Below are 14,962 nucleotides of genomic sequence, written 5' to 3'. Positions count from 1 at the left end.
TCCCGCGGCTAAGTGAAGCTAGCGCTCGGAGGACGGCGCCGGCTCGTCGGCCGGGTTCGCGTCGAACTCCTCCGGGTCGACGACGGCCGAGCGGGCGTAACCGCGCACGCGGCGGTCGATGAAGGTCGCGAACCAGAGGAGCACGCCGATCACGAGCAGCACGCCCGCGATCTCGTACTGCGCGATGTCGCGGCCGGAGGTGATCGGCAGCACCAGGTAGAGGCAGGCGATCGCACCGAGCACCGGCAGCACGGTCGGCGTCCGGAAGTGCGCGTGCTCCACGGGCTGGCGCCGCAGCACGAGGACCGCGACGTTCACCACCGCGAAGACCGCGAGCAGCAGCAGCGACGTGGTGCCGCCGAGCAGGACCGCGATCGGGTCGGACGGGTCGCGCGACACGTACGCGGTGAGCAGCAGCGCGAGGACCGTGGTGAACAGGATCGCCGCCCACGGCGTCCGCCGGCCGGCCAGCACGTTCTTCAGGAACGGCGGCAGCACGCCCTGCTTGCTCATCCCGTAGAGCAGGCGGCTGGCCATCATCATGTTGATCAGCGCGCTGTTCGCGACGGCGAAGAGCGAGATGAAGGGCAGCAGCGTCGAGATCGGGAAGTCCGGCGCGGCCGTCTCCACGACCGTCACGAGCGGGGTGTCGTTGCCGGCCAGCTCGCCGATCGGCACGATCGCGACGGCGAGCGTCGAGACCAGCACGTAGACGACGGCGGTGATGCCGAGTCCGGTCAGCATCACCTTCGGGAAGATGCGGCTCGGGTCCTTGGTCTCCTCCGCCATGTTCACCGAGTCCTCGAAGCCGACCATCGCGAAGAAGGCCAGCGAGGTCGCGGTGCTGACCGCGAGCAGGAGCGACTTGTCCTCGGGCGTCTCGAACGCGACGACGCGGGAGAAGTCGGCCTGGCCGCCGAAGACCGCGAAGAAGCAGACGAAGATCACCAGCAGCAGGCCCGACAGCTCGATCAGGGTGAGCACCACGTTCAGGCCGACGCTCTCGGCGACGCCGCGCAGGTTCACCAGCGCGATGCAGACCATGAAGATCAGCGCGATGCTCAGCCGCGTGCCCGCGCCGTCGCCCAGGCCGAAGCCGATCGCGAAGTTGCTGGCGAACGCGCCGGAGGCGGCCGAGGCGGAGGTGATCCCGCTCGCCATCACGGTGAAGCAGACCAGGAAGGTGACGAAGTGGATCCCGAACGCCTTGTGCGCGTAGAGCGCGGCGCCGGCGGCCTGCGGGAACTTGGTCACCAGCTCGAGGTAGGAGCAGGCGGTCAGCGTCGCGACGACGAAGGCGATCACGAACGGCAGCCAGGCGGCACCGCCCACCTCCGAGGCGACCTGCCCGGTCAGCGCGTAGATGCCGGTGCCGAGGATGTCCCCCACCACGAAGAGGAGGAGGAGCTTGGGGCCGAGGACCCGCTTGAGCTCGGGAGGTGCCGTCTTCTCGCTGGTCGCCGTCATGATCGCGCCTCCATCGGTTCGTACCGGGTGGCGCGAGCCTAGGGCCGCGCGGGAGGCAGGGGGAAGCCCCGAGGACGGGAACGACGGCGGGAGCGCGTCCGGGAACGCAGAAGCGCCAGGACCCCGAACCGGTCCTGGCGCTTCTGTGGTGGTCGGTCACCGGGGACGACCGAAGTCGCCCGCTCAGGTGATCGAGACCTAGATCCCGAGGCAGACCCCGAGGAAGCCGGTCAGCGGGGAGGCGGAGAGACCGGTGAGGTTCGCAGCCGCCGTGTTGTTCCCCGTGTTGGTCTCCGTGAAGCCGGCGGGGACACTGGCGAGGGAGAGACGGAACTCGGCCACCGCGAAGACGCCCAGGACGCCGGTGATGTCGATGATCGCCGACGGGGTCGCCGTTGCGATGGTGAAGGTGATGGTGTTGTTGACGAGGACGCCGACGGTCGCACCCGCGGCCGAGACGCTCACGTTCGCCAGGCGCGGGCTGGACAGCGTGAAGGTCGTGCCGGCGGGGATGTTGCCCGTCACGGCGGACACCGTGAAGCGCGGCACGGAGCCGCCGAGCGTGAGCGTGCGGCAGGCGCGCGAGACGACGATGTCGACGGTCGCGTTCGACGCGGCGGCAGCGGGAGTGGCGATGGCGACGGCGACGACCGGCACGCTCCAGGCGGCGGTCTTGGCGAGCGAGCGGCGGGAGAGGGAGTTCTCGGGCACGGGTTCCCTTTCGAGGAGTCGGAGCGGAGGCCGTGCGTCGGAGGAGACCCCCGCGACCGGACAAGGGGAAAGCTAGGGAGCTGTCCCCCTTTCGATCCATCCCGGCGAACGCGGCGAGGATCACTCGAATCCGGGAGAACCTGGATCCGGGCTGAGAGCCGCCTGCACGACCGCGCGCGAGGATCCGCGCCGTTCCGGGCGCCGCCGAGCGCCGCTCCGGCGACCGGCGCCTCGGTCGCGTTCCTCGCCGAGGCGAGCCGACCCGCCGAGGAGGTCGATCAGGCGTCGCGAAACAGCGCTCCGCTGTCGGCCCCGGACGGTTCCCCCGCCGGTCGCGTCTTCGGACGTCCCGCCGGTTCAGGCGTCGTCGAGGTCCTCCGCGGCGCGCCGCAACCGCAGCAGCACCTGGAGCTCCAGCGCCCGCCCCCGCCACTCCCGGCCGAGCAGCCGGTCGAGCGCCGCGAGCCGCTGATAGACGGTGTTGACGTGCACGCGCAGCGCCGCTGCGGTGGCCGTGGGCCGGCGGCCCTGGTCGAGGAACACCTCGAGCGTCCGGAGCAGCGGGACGCCGCGCGCGGTCTCCTCGGCGAGCACCGGTCCCAGCTCGCGCGCCGTCTGGTCGCGCAGCTCCTGCCGGCCCGTCCGGCTGAGCAGGACCGCGAAGACGCCGAGGTCTGCGGCCCGCGCCAGCACGGCCGTCCGGCCGAGCGTCGTCATGACCCGGGCGGTCCGGCTGGCCTCCGCGTGCGCCGCGCGCAGCCCCGCGGGCTCGAGCACCGGCCCGGCCAGGCCCGCCGCCGGTGCCTCCTCGCCGCCCCAGCGCAGAGACAGGTCGAGGTCGGCGGGGACGACGAGCACCAGCTGACCGCGGTGCACTGCCGAGGCGACGCGCTCGCCGAGGCGCAGGCCCGCCACGTACCGCCGGGCGCGCTCGGGGTCGCCGCCCGCGACCACCACGAGGTGCGCCCGGCGGGGATCGAGGCCCGCTCCCCACCAGCGCCGGCTCTCGGCGGCCGGGTCCTCCTCGCTCCGGCTGAGCAGGTCGATCGTGGCGATGTCGCGGCCGAGCTGCACCGCGCGGGCGGTCGCCCGAGCGCCGGCGAGGGTCAGCGCGATCAGCGGAGCGGCGCGCTCGACGAGCAGCGCCGCATCGACGGCGGGCGCCCCGGAGTCGGACGTGCCGGACTCCGCGTCGTCGACGACCAGCGCGCCGAAGAGGGTGCCCGCCGCCAGCACCGGCTGCACGAGCGCCTCGCCCACCCGGATGCGGCCCGGATCGCCCGACTCGCCCGCCCGGGCGAGCGCCGCCCCGATCGGCCCGGCGCCGGGGTGCGCGAACCAGCGCACCGGCGCGTCCGTCATCGCCCGCACCCGCTCGACGAGGGAGTCGGGGTCGCCGCCCGCGAGCACGGCCGCGGTGAGCTCGGCGTCCAGGCGCAGCGTCGCCGCCAGACCGTCGCGCGCGTCCCGCAGCTCCTGCGCTCTGCTGGCGTTGTCGAGCGCGACCGCGGCGTGCGCGGCGAGCGCCGTCAGCAGGCTGATCTCGTGCTGCCCGAAGCGCCGCTCCTCCCGCTTGGCGGCGAGCAGCACGCCGAGGACCTGCCCGCGCACGCTGAGCGGCACGCCGAGCAGGCCGCGGATCGACTCGGCGGCGGCGGCGCGATCGGCGCGCGGCTCGTGGACGAGGGTCTCGTCCGCCGCGTAGTCCGAGGTCCACCGGGGTGCTCCCGCCTCGAGCACGGCGCCGACGAGCCCGGCCGAGCTCGGCAGGCGCACGCCGACCAGGTGCGCCGAGCGGTCCCCGCTGGCGACCCGGATCTCGAGGTCGTCCTCGGCGATCAGCACCACGTAGGTCAGGTCGACGCCCAGCAGCCGCCGGGCCTGGTCGACCACCTCGACCAGCAGCTCGCCCGGATCGGCGACGGAGGCGAGCCGGCCGGCGATGTCGTTCAGTGCCGCCAGCTCGACCGCGCGGTGGCGCCGCTCCTGCAGCAGCACCGCGATCTCGACGGCCGCGCGCGCCTCGGCGTCGACGACGGACTCCTGAGCGCCCGCCGCCAGCAGCGCGACGCGGTGCGCCTCGAGCGCGGGCAGGTCGGCCTGGTCCGCGAGGAGGTCGAGCCACTGCTGCCGTGCCATGGAGGCATCCTCCACCCTGCGGCTCGAGAGTGGAAGGTCCGTCCATTGTCGGCGAGGGCGGCGAGGACCGAGAGTGGAGCGTCCCCGAGCGGCACCGCCGCCCCCAGCTCAGGAGCTCCCCATGAACAACGTCGTTCCCCACCCCGATCACGGCCTCTCCGACGTCGCGCCGACCCCCGACAGCGCCGGCCCCGCCGCCGTCGCCGACACCCCGCCCGTCCTCACCGGACCGCTCCGGCTGCGCCGGCTCTCGGTCGGCCTCGCCCTCGTCTACGTCGCGATCCTCGCGATCAACTCCGGCGGCCTCGGCATCCTCATCCCGAACCTCGTCGCCGACCTCGACGCCGCGAACAAGATCGGCAACCTCGCGATCGTCACCACGGTCGCCTTCCTCGCCAACGTCTTCGCGCAGCCGATCGCCGGCGCGCTGTCGGACGCGACCCGCTCGCGCTTCGGCCGCCGCTCCCCCTGGATGATCGGCGGGGCGCTGCTCGCGGGTGGCTTCGTCCTCGGCCTCCCGCTGGCGAGCTCGGTGGTGATGGTCGCCGTGATCTGGCTCGTGGTCCAGCTCGGCCTCAACGCCCTGCAGGCCGCCGCGACCGCCCTCGTGCCCGACCGCTTCCCCGCGGCCAAGCGCGGCGGTGTCTCCGGCATGATCGGCCTCGGCATCACCGTCGGCAACGCGGCCGGCGCCGTCATCGCCGGCTCCACGGTCGGCTCGGGCGCGCTGCCCTACGTCGTCCTCGCCGTGCTCCTGCTCGTGATCGTCGCGCTCTTCGTCGTGGTCAACCCCGACCGCTCCAGCCGCGACGACGTCGCCGCTCCCCGCCAGACCCTCGGCGAGTTCCTCCGCGGCTTCTGGGTCGACCCCCGCAAGCACCCCGACTTCGCCTGGGCCTTCGCGGCGCGCTTCCTGATGGTGATCGGCTTCTACGGCGCGCAGACCTTCGGGCTCTACATCCTGCGCGACTACATCGGCCTCAGCGACGAGGCGTCCAACGGCTTCGCCGCGCAGATCGGCATCGTCCTCCTGCTCGGCGTGCTGATCTCCGCGCTCACCAGCGGAGTGCTGTCCGACCGGATCGGGCGCCGCAAGCCCTTCATCGTCTGGGCCTCGGTGATCATGGCGATCGGCCTCGCCGTCCCGTTGGTGCTGCCGACCACCACCGGCATCCTGATCTACAGCTTCCTGCTCGGCCTCGGCTTCGGCGCCTACATCTCGATCGACCTCGCCCTGATGACCGAGGTGCTGCCCGTCTCGATGACCTCCGGCGCCAGCACCGCGGGCCGCGACCTCGCGATCCTCGGCCTCGCCACGACGCTCCCCCAGGCGCTCAGCCCCTCGATCGCGGCCGGGCTCGTCTCGCTCACCGGCGGCTACCCCGTGCTGTTCGTCTCGGGCATCGTGTTCGTGGTGCTCGGAGCGCTCGCGGTGATCCCGATCAAGTCGGTCCGCTGACCGGCACGGCCCCGGGACCCGCGGCGGGGTCCCGGGGCCGTCCTGCGCCCGCCGCCCCCTGCTCCCCCGCCCGCCCCTCGAGAAAGACGGACCGATGCGACTGCACACCACGACGACCGGAGACGGCGAGCGCCGGCTGGCCCTCGTCCACGGCCTCGGCGCCGACGGAGCGACCTGGGCGCCGCTCGCCGATCGCCTGATCGCGACCGGCGAGTACACCGTCACCACGGTCGACCTCCGCGGGCACGGCCTGAGCGACCGCGCCTCCCGCTACCGCCTCGACGACTTCGCCGACGACCTCGTCGAGACCCTGCCGGCGGGCCTGGACGGCGTCGTCGGGCACTCGCTCGGCGGCGCGGTGCTGGTGCGCGCGGTGCCGCGCCTCCGCCCCGCGCAGGCGGTCTACCTCGATCCGGGCTTCGCGCTCGCGCTGCCGACCAGCGGAGTCGCGGGGCGGCTGTTCTGGGCGGTCCCGCAGCTCACGATGGGCGTCGCCGGCCTGATGCAGGCGCGCAAGGGGGCCGCGGTGCGCCGCGGCTACCCGCCGGAGATCCGCGCCTCGCTGGACGACGCGCGCGGCCGGTTCGACGCCTCGATGGCGATCGGCGTCTTCCGCGACGTCGCCTTCCACCCGGTCGCAGTCGGCGCTCCGGCCGTGCCGTCGGTCCTCGTCCTCTCCGACGACTCGCCCGCCGTGCTCCCCGATGCCGTCGTCGACCGGCTCGAGGCGGCGGGCTGGGGCGTGCGGCGCGTCCCCGGCGTGCACCACGACCTGCACCTCGAGGCGCCGGAGCGGACCTTCGAGCTGGTCGCCGGGCTCCTCCGTCCCGGCGCGGAGCGGCGCTGACCGGCACGTCACCCCACGGCGAGCCGGCGGGCCCGGCGGCGCACATCGGCGACTCATAGACGACCGAGACGAGCCGCATAGCGCGCCTTCCTACTGTCGGGACGTCGAGCGGACCCCACCGCTCGGCCTCCCCGACCGAAGGACGCCATGTTCGCCACCTATCTCCGGCGAGAGCTGACCAACCGCCGCCGGCAGACGATGATCATCGCCGCCGGAATGGCGCTCGCCATCGCCCTCGTGATCCTCGTCACCTCGTTCTCCGCCGGAGTCCGCAGCGCCCAGGCCTCGGTCCTCGAGTCCGTCTACGGCGTCGGCACCGACATCACCGTCACCCAGGCCGCCGTCGCCCCGACGGAGGGGCAGGCCCCCGGCCAGCGCTTCGACTTCGGCTCGACCGACGGGACGACCGACGACGGCACCACCTCCGTCAGCCAGTCGCGCCTCGAGGCCGACCGCGGCACGACCACCTTCGACGCCTCGGCCGTCGCCACCGCGCAGGGCGTGACCGACGTCTCCGCCGCGATCGGCGTCCTCGCGCTGAACAACACGACCTTCAGCGGGCAGCTGCCCGACTCCGCCCAGCAGGGCGGCACCGGCGGCACCGGCGGCACCGCGGGTCAGGGCGCCGCAGGCACCGCTCCGGCGGCCGGCGAGGCGCCCACGGGCGGCCCGGACGGCGCGGGGGGCTCCTCCTTCGGCGTCGACTCCTTCTCGGTGCTCGGCCTCGACCCGGCCGGCTCCGCGATCGGCCCCCTGGCCGACGTGAGCCTCACCGACGGCCGCACCTTCACCGCGGACGACGCGGGCCAGAACGTCGTCGTCGTCGACTCCTCCTACGCGACCACGGCCGCGCTGTCCGTCGGCTCGACCGTCGACATCGGCGGCACCGACTTCAGCGTGATCGGCATCGTCACGACCGACTCCACGGACGCTAGCACCGCCTCCGACACCTACATCCCGCTCGACGTCGCCCAGACCCTCTCCGGCCAGGCCGGACTGATCTCCTCCGTCTACGTCCAGGCCGCCTCCTCCGAGGACATCTCCTCGATCCAGACCGCCCTGCAGACCGCGCTGCCCGACGCGACCGTCTCGACGCAGGCCGACCTCGCCTCGAGCGTCTCCGGCTCGCTCTCCACCGCGGGCAGCCTCGTGGCGAACCTCGGCACCTGGCTCTCGCTGCTGGTCCTCGCCGCCGCGTTCCTGATCGCGATCCTGTTCACCGTCTCGGGCGTCACCCGGCGCACCCGCGAGTTCGGCACGCTCAAGGCCATCGGCTGGAGCAACGGCGCGATCGTCCGCCAGGTGGCCGGCGAGTCCGTCGTCCAGGGGCTGATCGGCGGCGCCGCGGGCATCGTCCTCGGGCTCGTCGGCGTCACGATCGTGAATCTGATCGCGCCCACCCTCTCGGGCACCTCCACCACCACCTCGGCGATGGGTGCCGGCGGTCCCGGCGGCGGCTTCGGCGGAGGCGGCCCCGGCGCCGCGCAGACCGCCGCGGCCACCGAGGTGGCGCTCTCGCTCCCCGTCACCGTGCCGGTGATCCTGCTCGCGGTCGGCCTCGCCGTCCTCGGCGGGCTGCTCGCCGGAGCCCTCGGCGGCTGGCGCGCCTCGCGTCTGCGCCCCGCGGCCGCGCTCCGCTCGGTCGGCTGACCTCCTCGTCTCCTCGTCTCCTCGTCCCCGGAAGGACACCCGCATGTACACCCTCACGAACGTCACCAAGAGCTACGACGGAGCGAAGACGACGGTCACCGCGCTGAAGGACGTCACCCTCACCATCCCGGACGGGCAGATGGTCGCGATCCAGGGCCCGACCGGCGGCGGCAAGTCGACGCTGCTGCAGATGCTCGGCGCCCTCGACCGCCCCACCTCGGGCACCGTCGTCCTCGGCGAGCACGAGATCTCCTCGGCGGGCGACGCGCGTCTCGCCTCGATCCGGGCGCGGGAGGTGGGGATCGTCTTCCAGAGCTTCAATCTGATCCCGACGCTCACCGCGCTCGAGAACGTCGAGACGGCGCTCGCTCCCCAGCGCGTCCCCCGGGCGGAGCGGGCCGAGCGGGCGAAGGCGGCCCTCGCCTCCGTCGGCCTCGCCGACCGGCTCGACCACCTGCCCACCGAGCTCTCCGGCGGTCAGCAGCAGCGCGTCGCGATCGCCCGCGCACTGGTCAAGAACCCGACGGTGCTCCTCGCCGACGAGCCGACCGGCGCCCTCGACGAGGACACCCGCGACGACATCATGACCCTGCTCGAGACCCTCTGGAAGGACCTCGGCCTCACCCTCGTCATCGTCACCCACGACTCCGCCGTCGCCCGCCGCGCCCAGCGCCGCCTACACCTCAAGAACGGCCACGTCCGCGACGTCGCGTGAGCCCATGCTGATCGAGGAGCTGCAGGCAGCAGGCAGCACAGCCATGCTGATCGAGTAGCCCGCGCAGCGGGCGTATCGAGATCCACCACCGTTCGAACAGCGGGTCTCGATACGCGCTGCGCGCTACTCGACCAGCAGAAAGCGCCTGCTCCTCGGTCGGCCGCGCCTCCCGCTGAGGCCCCGCCTCAGCCCGCGTGCTCCCGCAGGAACGCCAGCGCACGCGGCCACGCGTCCGTCGCCGCATCCGCCCGGTACATGCCCTCGTTCGCGTCGTTGAAGAACGCGTGCCCGGCTCCCGGATACACGACGATCTCCACGTCCTTGCCCGCGGTCGCCTCGCGGATCCCGGGGACCTGCGCCATCAGCGGTTCGTCCTGCTCGCCGTAGAACGCGAGGACCGGCACGCGCAGCGAGCCGAGCTCCTCCGCCGAGGCGGTGTTGTGCCCGTAGAACGGCACGGCCGCGGCCACGCGCGGCTCCGCGAGCGCGAGGGCCCAGCTGAAGGTGCCGCCGTAGCAGAAGCCGGTGACGGAGACGCTCGTCGTCCCCTCCTCGCGCAGGAGCCGCTCGACCAGCGCCCGGAGGATCGCAATCGTCCGCACCGCGTGCTGCGGTGTGAACACCGGGGCGAAGAACGTCCGCAGCTCCACCTGGCGCGGCAGCCGGCGGACCGGGTGGTCGTAGTCCGCGCGCTGCTCGGTCTCGAGCTGCTCGAGCAGACCGCTGTCGGCGAGCAGCTCGGGCGCGACGACCTGGAAGCCCTCGGCCGCGTACCGGTCGGCGACCGAGCGGATGTGGCCGTCGACCCCCCACACCTCGTGGATCAGGATCAGGACGCGCCCGCCCTCTCCGCTGCAGTACACCGGTACATCGTGGTCGGCCAGGGTCCAGGTCTCATCGCTCGTGGGCATCTGCGCACCCTAGCCCCGCCGGCCGGGAGCGGGCCCACCGATGGACCTCCGGCACGCGGAACCTCGTCCGGCTCGTCGAAACGGCCGATTCCCGCGAGCCGGAACCGGTTCCGCGAGCCGGAGGTGCTCCGGAGTCGCGGTCAGCCCACGGCAGCAGCGAGCGGCGGCGCCACCAGGATCTCGTCCCACTCCCCCTCGGGCCGCTCCAAGCGGAAGCCGTGCCGCTCGTAGAGCCGGCGTGCGGCGCTCCCCCGCAGCACGTCGAGGCGGAAGGGCCGGTCGGCGCGCCCGTCCTCGAGCATCACCCGCCGGAGGACCGCCCCGCCGATCCCGCGCCCCTGCGCGGCGGTCGCGAGGTAGAAGTGCTCGATCCAGACCGCGTCGTCCTCGAGGCGCGACGCGATGCAGCCGACGACCTGGCCATCCGCCTCGATCACGCGGGTGTGCTCGGGCCGGTAGCCGTCCAGGAAGCGGTGCCGCACCCGGTGCTCGTCGTAGCGGTCGAGCCGCTCGAGGTCGGGCCGCATCACGACGGCGCGCAGCTCGGCGATCACCGGGGCGTCGTCGAGCCGCCCCGCCCGGAGGCTCCAGCGCGGAACCCCGTCGAGCTCAGCGCCCACGGGGCTTCCGGGTCCGCCGCACAGCCGGCCGCGCGGTACCGCCGGGGCGGGCGGGCTTCTTCTTCCCGCCGCCGGCCTTCTCCAGCTTCTCCCGCGCCTCGCGGGCCTTCGCCTTCGCCGCCTTCGCCCGCGACTCGACCTTCGGCGTCGCCGCTGTGCCGCGCGTCGTGTTCGCGCTGCGGCCGCGGACCACGCCGATGAAGTCCTCGACGTCGTCGGTCTTGTCCTCGGTCGCCCAGGCGAGGCGGATGCTGGTGGGCGCGACGCCGGTGACGGGGACGACCCGCACGTCCTTCCGGCTGTGCACGCGGGCGACCGACTGCGGCACGATCAGCACGCCGACTCCTGCGGCGACCTGCTCGACGGCGTCGTCGAGGCCGGCCATCCGCGGCAGCGCCCGGCGGGTCCCGTCCGCGATCTCCGCGGCGAGCGCCGCCCACTCCGGCACCGTCTCCGGCTCCTGCAGCAGGTGCTCGTCGGCGAGGTCGGCGACGTCCATCTCCTCGGCGTCCGCGAACGGGTGGTCCCGGGGCAGGATCGCGACGGGCTGCTCCTCGTAGAGCAGGATCGAGCTGACGGAGTCGCTGCGCAGGTCCCCGCGCACGAAGACGATCTGCGCGCGGCCGTCGCGCAGCACCTCCTCCTGCTCGCTCTCCGCGATCGGGAGCACGCGGAGCCGCAGGTCGGGGCGGCGCTCGGACCAGACCCGGGTCCACTTGGTCGGCGTGACGCCGGGCACCAGGGCGATCAGAAGCGCGGGACCTTCCGGCTCGACGTCGTCCGGCTCGGCGCCCTCCGGGTCCGCGTCGTCCGTCTCCGGCGTCTCCAGGTCCGCCTCAGCGGCATCGGCCCCGTCGTCCAGGCCGACCGCGTCCTCGCGGGGTGCCGGCTGCTCGCGGGGGTCCGGCTCGTCGCTCATCCGTCCAGGGTAGGTCCTGCGCGCCCACCGGTAGGGTTGCCGCATGGCCAAGGCGACACAGACGATGAAGGCTGCGACCGCGGCGAAGAAGCTCCAGATCTTCCTCCCCGCGACTCCGGAGGAGTTCCAGGAGTCGGCGATCACCCGCGAGCAGTACGACGATCTCGTCGCGAACCCGCCCGAGTGGCTGACGACGCTCCGCGAGACCGGCCCGCATCCGCGCCCGGTCATCGCCTCGCGCCTGAACGTCTCGATCTCGGGCCTCGCCCGCGGCGGCATCGACGAGGCGCTGACCACCGAGCAGATCCAGGCCCTCCTCGACGAGGTCCCCGAGTGGCTCCGCGTCGAGCAGAACTCCTACGCCGAGGTCCGCCGCGAGCAGGCCCGCCTCAAGTCCGAGCGCGCCGCCAAGGACGCCGAGTCCGCGTAAGCCGGACTCCCGCTAGATGCCACTTGTGCACGCGACACGCCGTGAAAGGCGTGCACAAGTGGCATCTCGCGGAGGGGGCTAGGCCGGCACGTCCACCCAGGCGCCCGCCGCCGAGGCGTCGAGGACGGCGTCGGTGATGCGGGCGGCGCGCAGGCCGTCCGCGAAGGTCGGCAGACCCTCGACCTCGGCACCCGCGACGGCGGCGTAGGTGTCCCGGGCGAACGCGGTGAACGCGTCCTGGTAGCCCATCGGATGCCCGCTCGGCACGATCGAGAGCCGCGCCGCATCCGGGCGCAGGATCGACCCGTCGCGCGGAACGAGCGTCGCGCTGTCGCGCCGCCCGACCCACAGCGTCTCGGGCAGCTCCTGCTCGAACCGCAGCGACTCCTCGAGCCCCGAGACCTCGAGCACCAGCTCGTTGCGGTGCCCGGCGGTCACCTGCGAGACGAGCAGCGTGCCGACGGCGCCGCCCGCGAGGCGGACGATCACCCCGGCCGCGTCCTCCGTCTCGACCCGACGGCCGCCGCGCTCGGCGTGCACGGTGCTCGTGAGCGAGGCGAGCGCCGCGATCCGCTCGCCGGTCACGAACTCGAGCAGATCGACCAGGTGCGAGCCGATGTCGGCGAAGGCGCGGGAGCGCCCGCCCGCCGCCGGGTCGACGCGCCAGTTGTCGTCGGAGGCGCCGAGCAGCCAGTCCTGCAGATAGCTCCCGCGCACCGTCACGAGCCGCCCGGTCTCACCGGCCGCGACCCGCGCCCGCGCCTCGCGCACCATCGGGTGGAACCGGTAGGCGAACGGCACGGTGGCGACCACTCCGGCCTCCGCGGCGGCCTCGACGAGCGCGGTCGCCTCCGCCGTCGTCGCCGCGAGCGGCTTCTCGCAGACCACGTGCTTGCCCGCCGCGATCGCCGCGAGGGCGAGCTCGGCGTGCGTCCCGTTCGGCGTGCAGACGTGCACCACGTCGATCGAGTCGTCCTCGATCAGCGCGCGCGCATCGTCGTGGGCGACCTCGAAGCCGAGCTCGCCGGCCGCCCGCTCGCCCTTCGCCGGGCTGGAGGAGGCGATGCCCGCGAGCACCGCGCCCGCACTGCGGGCCGCCCGGCTGTGCACGGCGGCCATGAAGCCGCCGCCGAGCACGCCGACCCGCAGGGGTCCGCCCATCAGACGAGTGTCGCTTCGCTCGGGTCCCAGTCCTCGGGCAGAGCGGGGCGCGGCGCGACGGTGCTCTCGACGAGCACCTTCTCGCCGGTCTCGGCGGCCTCGAGCAGCGACAGCATCACGTCGGTCACGTGGTAGGCCAGATCGCCCGAGGCCGCCTCGGGACGGTCGGTGCGGATCGCGCGCGCGAGCTCGAGCACGCCGGTGCCGCGCGAGGCGGTCGAGCCGGTCGCCTGCACGACCTCCGGCTCGGACTCGCCGCGCCGGTACAGCGTCAGCTCGCCGTCGTGCATGTTCGGGTCGGGGAGCACGAGGGTGCCCTCCGAGCCGTTGATCTCGACGAAGCCCATCCGCGGCAGGCTCGACTCGAAGCTCCAGACGCCCTGCGCCGAGGCGCCGGACTCGAAGCGCAGGAGCCCGCCGATGTGCGTCGGGATCGTCACGGGGAACTCGGTGCCCTCGCGCGGGCCGGAGCCGACCGTGCGGGTCGCCCGCGCCTGCGAGGAGACCGCGGTCACGCTCTCGACCGGGCCGAGGTTCTGCACGAGGGTCGTGATGTAGTACGGCCCCATGTCCAGCAGCGGGCCGCCGCCGGTGGTGAAGAAGAACTCGGGGTTCGGGTGCCAGCCCTCGGGGCCGGGGCCCTGGAAGAGCGTGATCGCCGAGAGCGGTGTGCCGATGGCTCCGCCCTCGATGAGGCGCTGAGCGGTCTGCAGGCCGGCGCCGAGGAACGTGTCGGGCGCCGTCGCGACGCGCAGCCCCTTCTCCTTCGCGAGCGCGAGCAGCTCGACGCCGCTGTCGCGGTCGAGCGAGAACGGCTTCTCGGTCCAGACGTGCTTGCCCGCCTCGACGGCCTTGCGCGCCACCTCGACGTGCGCGGCCGGGATCGTGAGGTTCACCACGATCTCGATGCCGGGGTGCGCGAGCAGCTCGTCCACCGTGCCCGAGGCCGGCACGCCGAACGCCTCCGCCTGCGCCTTCGCGCGGTCGAGGTCGATATCCGCGACGAAGAGGACCTCGAGGTCGGGGAAGACGGTGAGGTTGGTCAGGTACTGCGTGCTGATGTTGCCGGCGCCGATGACGCCGACGCCGACGCGCCCCGCGCCGCTCATGCGCCGAGCTCCGAGACGTAGCGGAGGCCGGAGGCGAGGCCCTCGAAGACGTCGCCCGCGTAGGCGTCGAACTCGAGGACGGCCAGGGCCTGCGGGGCGGCGGCGAGGATCGCCGGGACGTCCATCGCCCCCTCGCCCGCGGGCAGCTGCTCGGACGTCTCCTTCGAGATCGGCCCGTCCTTCACGTGCAGGAACTGCACGCGATCACCGAGGCGGCCGAGCACCTCGACCGGGTCGTCACCGCCGACCGCGGCCCAGTAGGTGTCCAGCTCGAGGACGATGCGCGGGTCGAGCAGGCCCGCGAGGTGCTCGAAGGCGGTGCGGCCGTCGACGCGGTTCTCGAACTCGAAGGCGTGGTTGTGGTAGCCCAGCACCAACCCGCGCGAGGCGGCGGAGTCGACGAGCCCGTTGAGCTCGTCGGCGATGGCCTTCACGCCGTCGGCGCTGGTCCAGCGCTCCGGGTCGACCATCGGATCGATCACGGTCTGCACCCCGAGCGAGGCGGCGAGGTCGAGGATCTCCTCGACCGGCGCCCCGGTCTCGAGCAGCCGGGCGTGCGCGCTCGGCGCCGTGAGGCCGGCGGCCGGGAGGGCGGAGCGGTACGCGTCGGCGCGGTTCACCAGGTCGAACAGCTCGACCTTCGCGAAGCCGAGTCCGGCGAGCCGGTCCAGCGCGGCCGGCAGGTCCTCCGCGAGCGCGTCGCGGACCGAGTAGAGCTGGACGGAGAGGTCTGAGGGTGTGGCCACCGGGGGGTGCTCCTGATCGACGTCGAACATTGGTCCCCCGACCCTACGCGGACTTTTGCTTCCCGCCAAGCAAAACCC

Annotated in this window: 14 protein-coding genes; 5 read left to right on the top strand and 9 right to left on the bottom strand. The window is 73.6% G+C overall.

The annotated features are described in order from the left end of the window. Positions 1–18: 18 nt before the first annotated feature. From MT351_RS04230 to MT351_RS04220, 3 genes are all read right to left on the bottom strand, one after another. The gene (locus MT351_RS04230) at positions 19–1,467 is read right to left on the bottom strand and encodes an APC family permease (protein WP_243581345.1); all 1,449 of its coding nucleotides are present in this window, start codon (positions 1,465–1,467) and stop codon (positions 19–21) included. 198 nt (positions 1,468–1,665) lie between these two features. Beyond that, complete coding sequence (locus tag MT351_RS04225) at positions 1,666–2,178, bottom strand: hypothetical protein (protein WP_123737372.1); 513 nt, start codon at positions 2,176–2,178, stop codon at positions 1,666–1,668. 357 nt (positions 2,179–2,535) lie between these two features. After that, positions 2,536–4,317 (bottom strand): GAF domain-containing protein, encoded by a 1,782-nt coding sequence (locus tag MT351_RS04220; RefSeq protein WP_243581344.1) that lies wholly within the window; start codon positions 4,315–4,317, stop codon positions 2,536–2,538. 121 nt (positions 4,318–4,438) lie between these two features. Here MT351_RS04220 and MT351_RS04215 point away from each other — a divergent pair, with 121 nt between their 5' ends. From MT351_RS04215 to MT351_RS04200, 4 genes are all read left to right on the top strand, one after another. After that, complete coding sequence (locus MT351_RS04215) at positions 4,439–5,776, top strand: MFS transporter (protein WP_243581343.1); 1,338 nt, start codon at positions 4,439–4,441, stop codon at positions 5,774–5,776. A 94-nt stretch (positions 5,777–5,870) separates the two neighbouring features. Continuing rightward, positions 5,871–6,623 carry an alpha/beta fold hydrolase gene (locus MT351_RS04210; protein ID WP_243581342.1) on the top strand — a complete coding sequence of 251 codons (753 nt, stop codon included), beginning with the start codon at positions 5,871–5,873 and terminating at the stop codon, positions 6,621–6,623. Between the two features lie 147 nt (positions 6,624–6,770). Further along, positions 6,771–8,273 carry an ABC transporter permease gene (locus tag MT351_RS04205; RefSeq protein WP_132437582.1) on the top strand — a complete coding sequence of 501 codons (1,503 nt, stop codon included), beginning with the start codon at positions 6,771–6,773 and terminating at the stop codon, positions 8,271–8,273. Between the two features lie 43 nt (positions 8,274–8,316). Continuing rightward, entirely contained in the window at positions 8,317–8,988 is a 672-nt protein-coding gene (locus tag MT351_RS04200; RefSeq protein WP_132437581.1) for an ABC transporter ATP-binding protein, read from the top strand. A 185-nt stretch (positions 8,989–9,173) separates the two neighbouring features. On the opposite strand, the gene MT351_RS04195 is transcribed toward MT351_RS04200, so the two are convergent. The 3 genes from MT351_RS04195 to MT351_RS04185 all read right to left on the bottom strand — a co-directional run bounded on the left by MT351_RS04195 (position 9,174) and on the right by MT351_RS04185 (position 11,438). Beyond that, on the bottom strand, positions 9,174–9,899 hold the full coding sequence (locus tag MT351_RS04195) for a dienelactone hydrolase family protein (RefSeq protein ID WP_123737378.1): 726 nt from the start codon (positions 9,897–9,899) through the stop codon (positions 9,174–9,176). Between the two features lie 140 nt (positions 9,900–10,039). Beyond that, on the bottom strand, positions 10,040–10,519 hold the full coding sequence (locus MT351_RS04190) for a GNAT family N-acetyltransferase (RefSeq protein WP_243581341.1): 480 nt from the start codon (positions 10,517–10,519) through the stop codon (positions 10,040–10,042). Beyond that, positions 10,509–11,438, bottom strand: coding sequence for a LysR family substrate-binding domain-containing protein (locus MT351_RS04185; protein WP_243581340.1), 930 nt, complete (start codon positions 11,436–11,438; stop codon positions 10,509–10,511). The genes MT351_RS04190 and MT351_RS04185 overlap by 11 nt, the downstream gene beginning before the upstream one ends. Before the next feature lie 43 nt (positions 11,439–11,481). Between MT351_RS04185 and MT351_RS04180 the strand changes: the two genes are divergently transcribed. Continuing rightward, a complete protein-coding gene (locus MT351_RS04180; RefSeq protein WP_243581339.1) occupies positions 11,482–11,868 on the top strand; it encodes a DUF5997 family protein in 387 nt (128 codons plus the stop codon). A 78-nt stretch (positions 11,869–11,946) separates the two neighbouring features. On the opposite strand, the gene MT351_RS04175 is transcribed toward MT351_RS04180, so the two are convergent. From MT351_RS04175 to MT351_RS04165, 3 genes are read right to left on the bottom strand one after another with little or no spacing between them, the layout of a single operon-like run. Then, a complete protein-coding gene (locus MT351_RS04175) occupies positions 11,947–13,029 on the bottom strand; it encodes a Gfo/Idh/MocA family protein (protein ID WP_243581338.1) in 1,083 nt (360 codons plus the stop codon). Beyond that, entirely contained in the window at positions 13,029–14,138 is a 1,110-nt protein-coding gene (locus MT351_RS04170; protein WP_243581337.1) for a Gfo/Idh/MocA family protein, read from the bottom strand. Before MT351_RS04170 ends, MT351_RS04175 begins: the two co-directional genes overlap by 1 nt. Continuing rightward, positions 14,135–14,884, bottom strand: a complete 750-nt coding sequence (locus tag MT351_RS04165) for a sugar phosphate isomerase/epimerase (protein WP_243581336.1) — start codon at positions 14,882–14,884, stop codon at positions 14,135–14,137. Before MT351_RS04165 ends, MT351_RS04170 begins: the two co-directional genes overlap by 4 nt. Between the last annotated feature and the right edge of the window lie 78 nt (positions 14,885–14,962).

The sequence above is a fragment of the Rathayibacter sp. VKM Ac-2926 genome (assembly GCF_022815565.1).
Lineage (GTDB): Bacteria > Actinomycetota > Actinomycetes > Actinomycetales > Microbacteriaceae > Rathayibacter > Rathayibacter festucae.
This window is presented reverse-complemented; position numbering and strand designations above follow the sequence as displayed.

Excerpts from the sequence above, each read along its gene's own strand:
- MT351_RS04170 (WP_243581337.1), bottom strand. The coding sequence starts at position 14,138 with ATGAGCGGCGCGGGGCGCGTCGGCGTCGGCGTCATCGGCGCCGGCAAC.
- MT351_RS04175 (WP_243581338.1), bottom strand. The coding sequence starts at position 13,029 with ATGGGCGGACCCCTGCGGGTCGGCGTGCTCGGCGGCGGCTTCATGGCC.
- MT351_RS04180 (WP_243581339.1), top strand. The coding sequence starts at position 11,482 with ATGGCCAAGGCGACACAGACGATGAAGGCTGCGACCGCGGCGAAGAAG.
- MT351_RS04195 (WP_123737378.1), bottom strand. The coding sequence starts at position 9,899 with ATGCCCACGAGCGATGAGACCTGGACCCTGGCCGACCACGATGTACCG.
- MT351_RS04210 (WP_243581342.1), top strand. The coding sequence starts at position 5,871 with ATGCGACTGCACACCACGACGACCGGAGACGGCGAGCGCCGGCTGGCC.
- MT351_RS04230 (WP_243581345.1), bottom strand. The coding sequence starts at position 1,467 with ATGACGGCGACCAGCGAGAAGACGGCACCTCCCGAGCTCAAGCGGGTC.
- MT351_RS04200 (WP_132437581.1), top strand. The coding sequence starts at position 8,317 with ATGTACACCCTCACGAACGTCACCAAGAGCTACGACGGAGCGAAGACG.
- MT351_RS04220 (WP_243581344.1), bottom strand. The coding sequence starts at position 4,317 with ATGGCACGGCAGCAGTGGCTCGACCTCCTCGCGGACCAGGCCGACCTG.
- MT351_RS04205 (WP_132437582.1), top strand. The coding sequence starts at position 6,771 with ATGTTCGCCACCTATCTCCGGCGAGAGCTGACCAACCGCCGCCGGCAG.
- MT351_RS04215 (WP_243581343.1), top strand. The coding sequence starts at position 4,439 with ATGAACAACGTCGTTCCCCACCCCGATCACGGCCTCTCCGACGTCGCG.
- MT351_RS04185 (WP_243581340.1), bottom strand. The coding sequence starts at position 11,438 with ATGAGCGACGAGCCGGACCCCCGCGAGCAGCCGGCACCCCGCGAGGAC.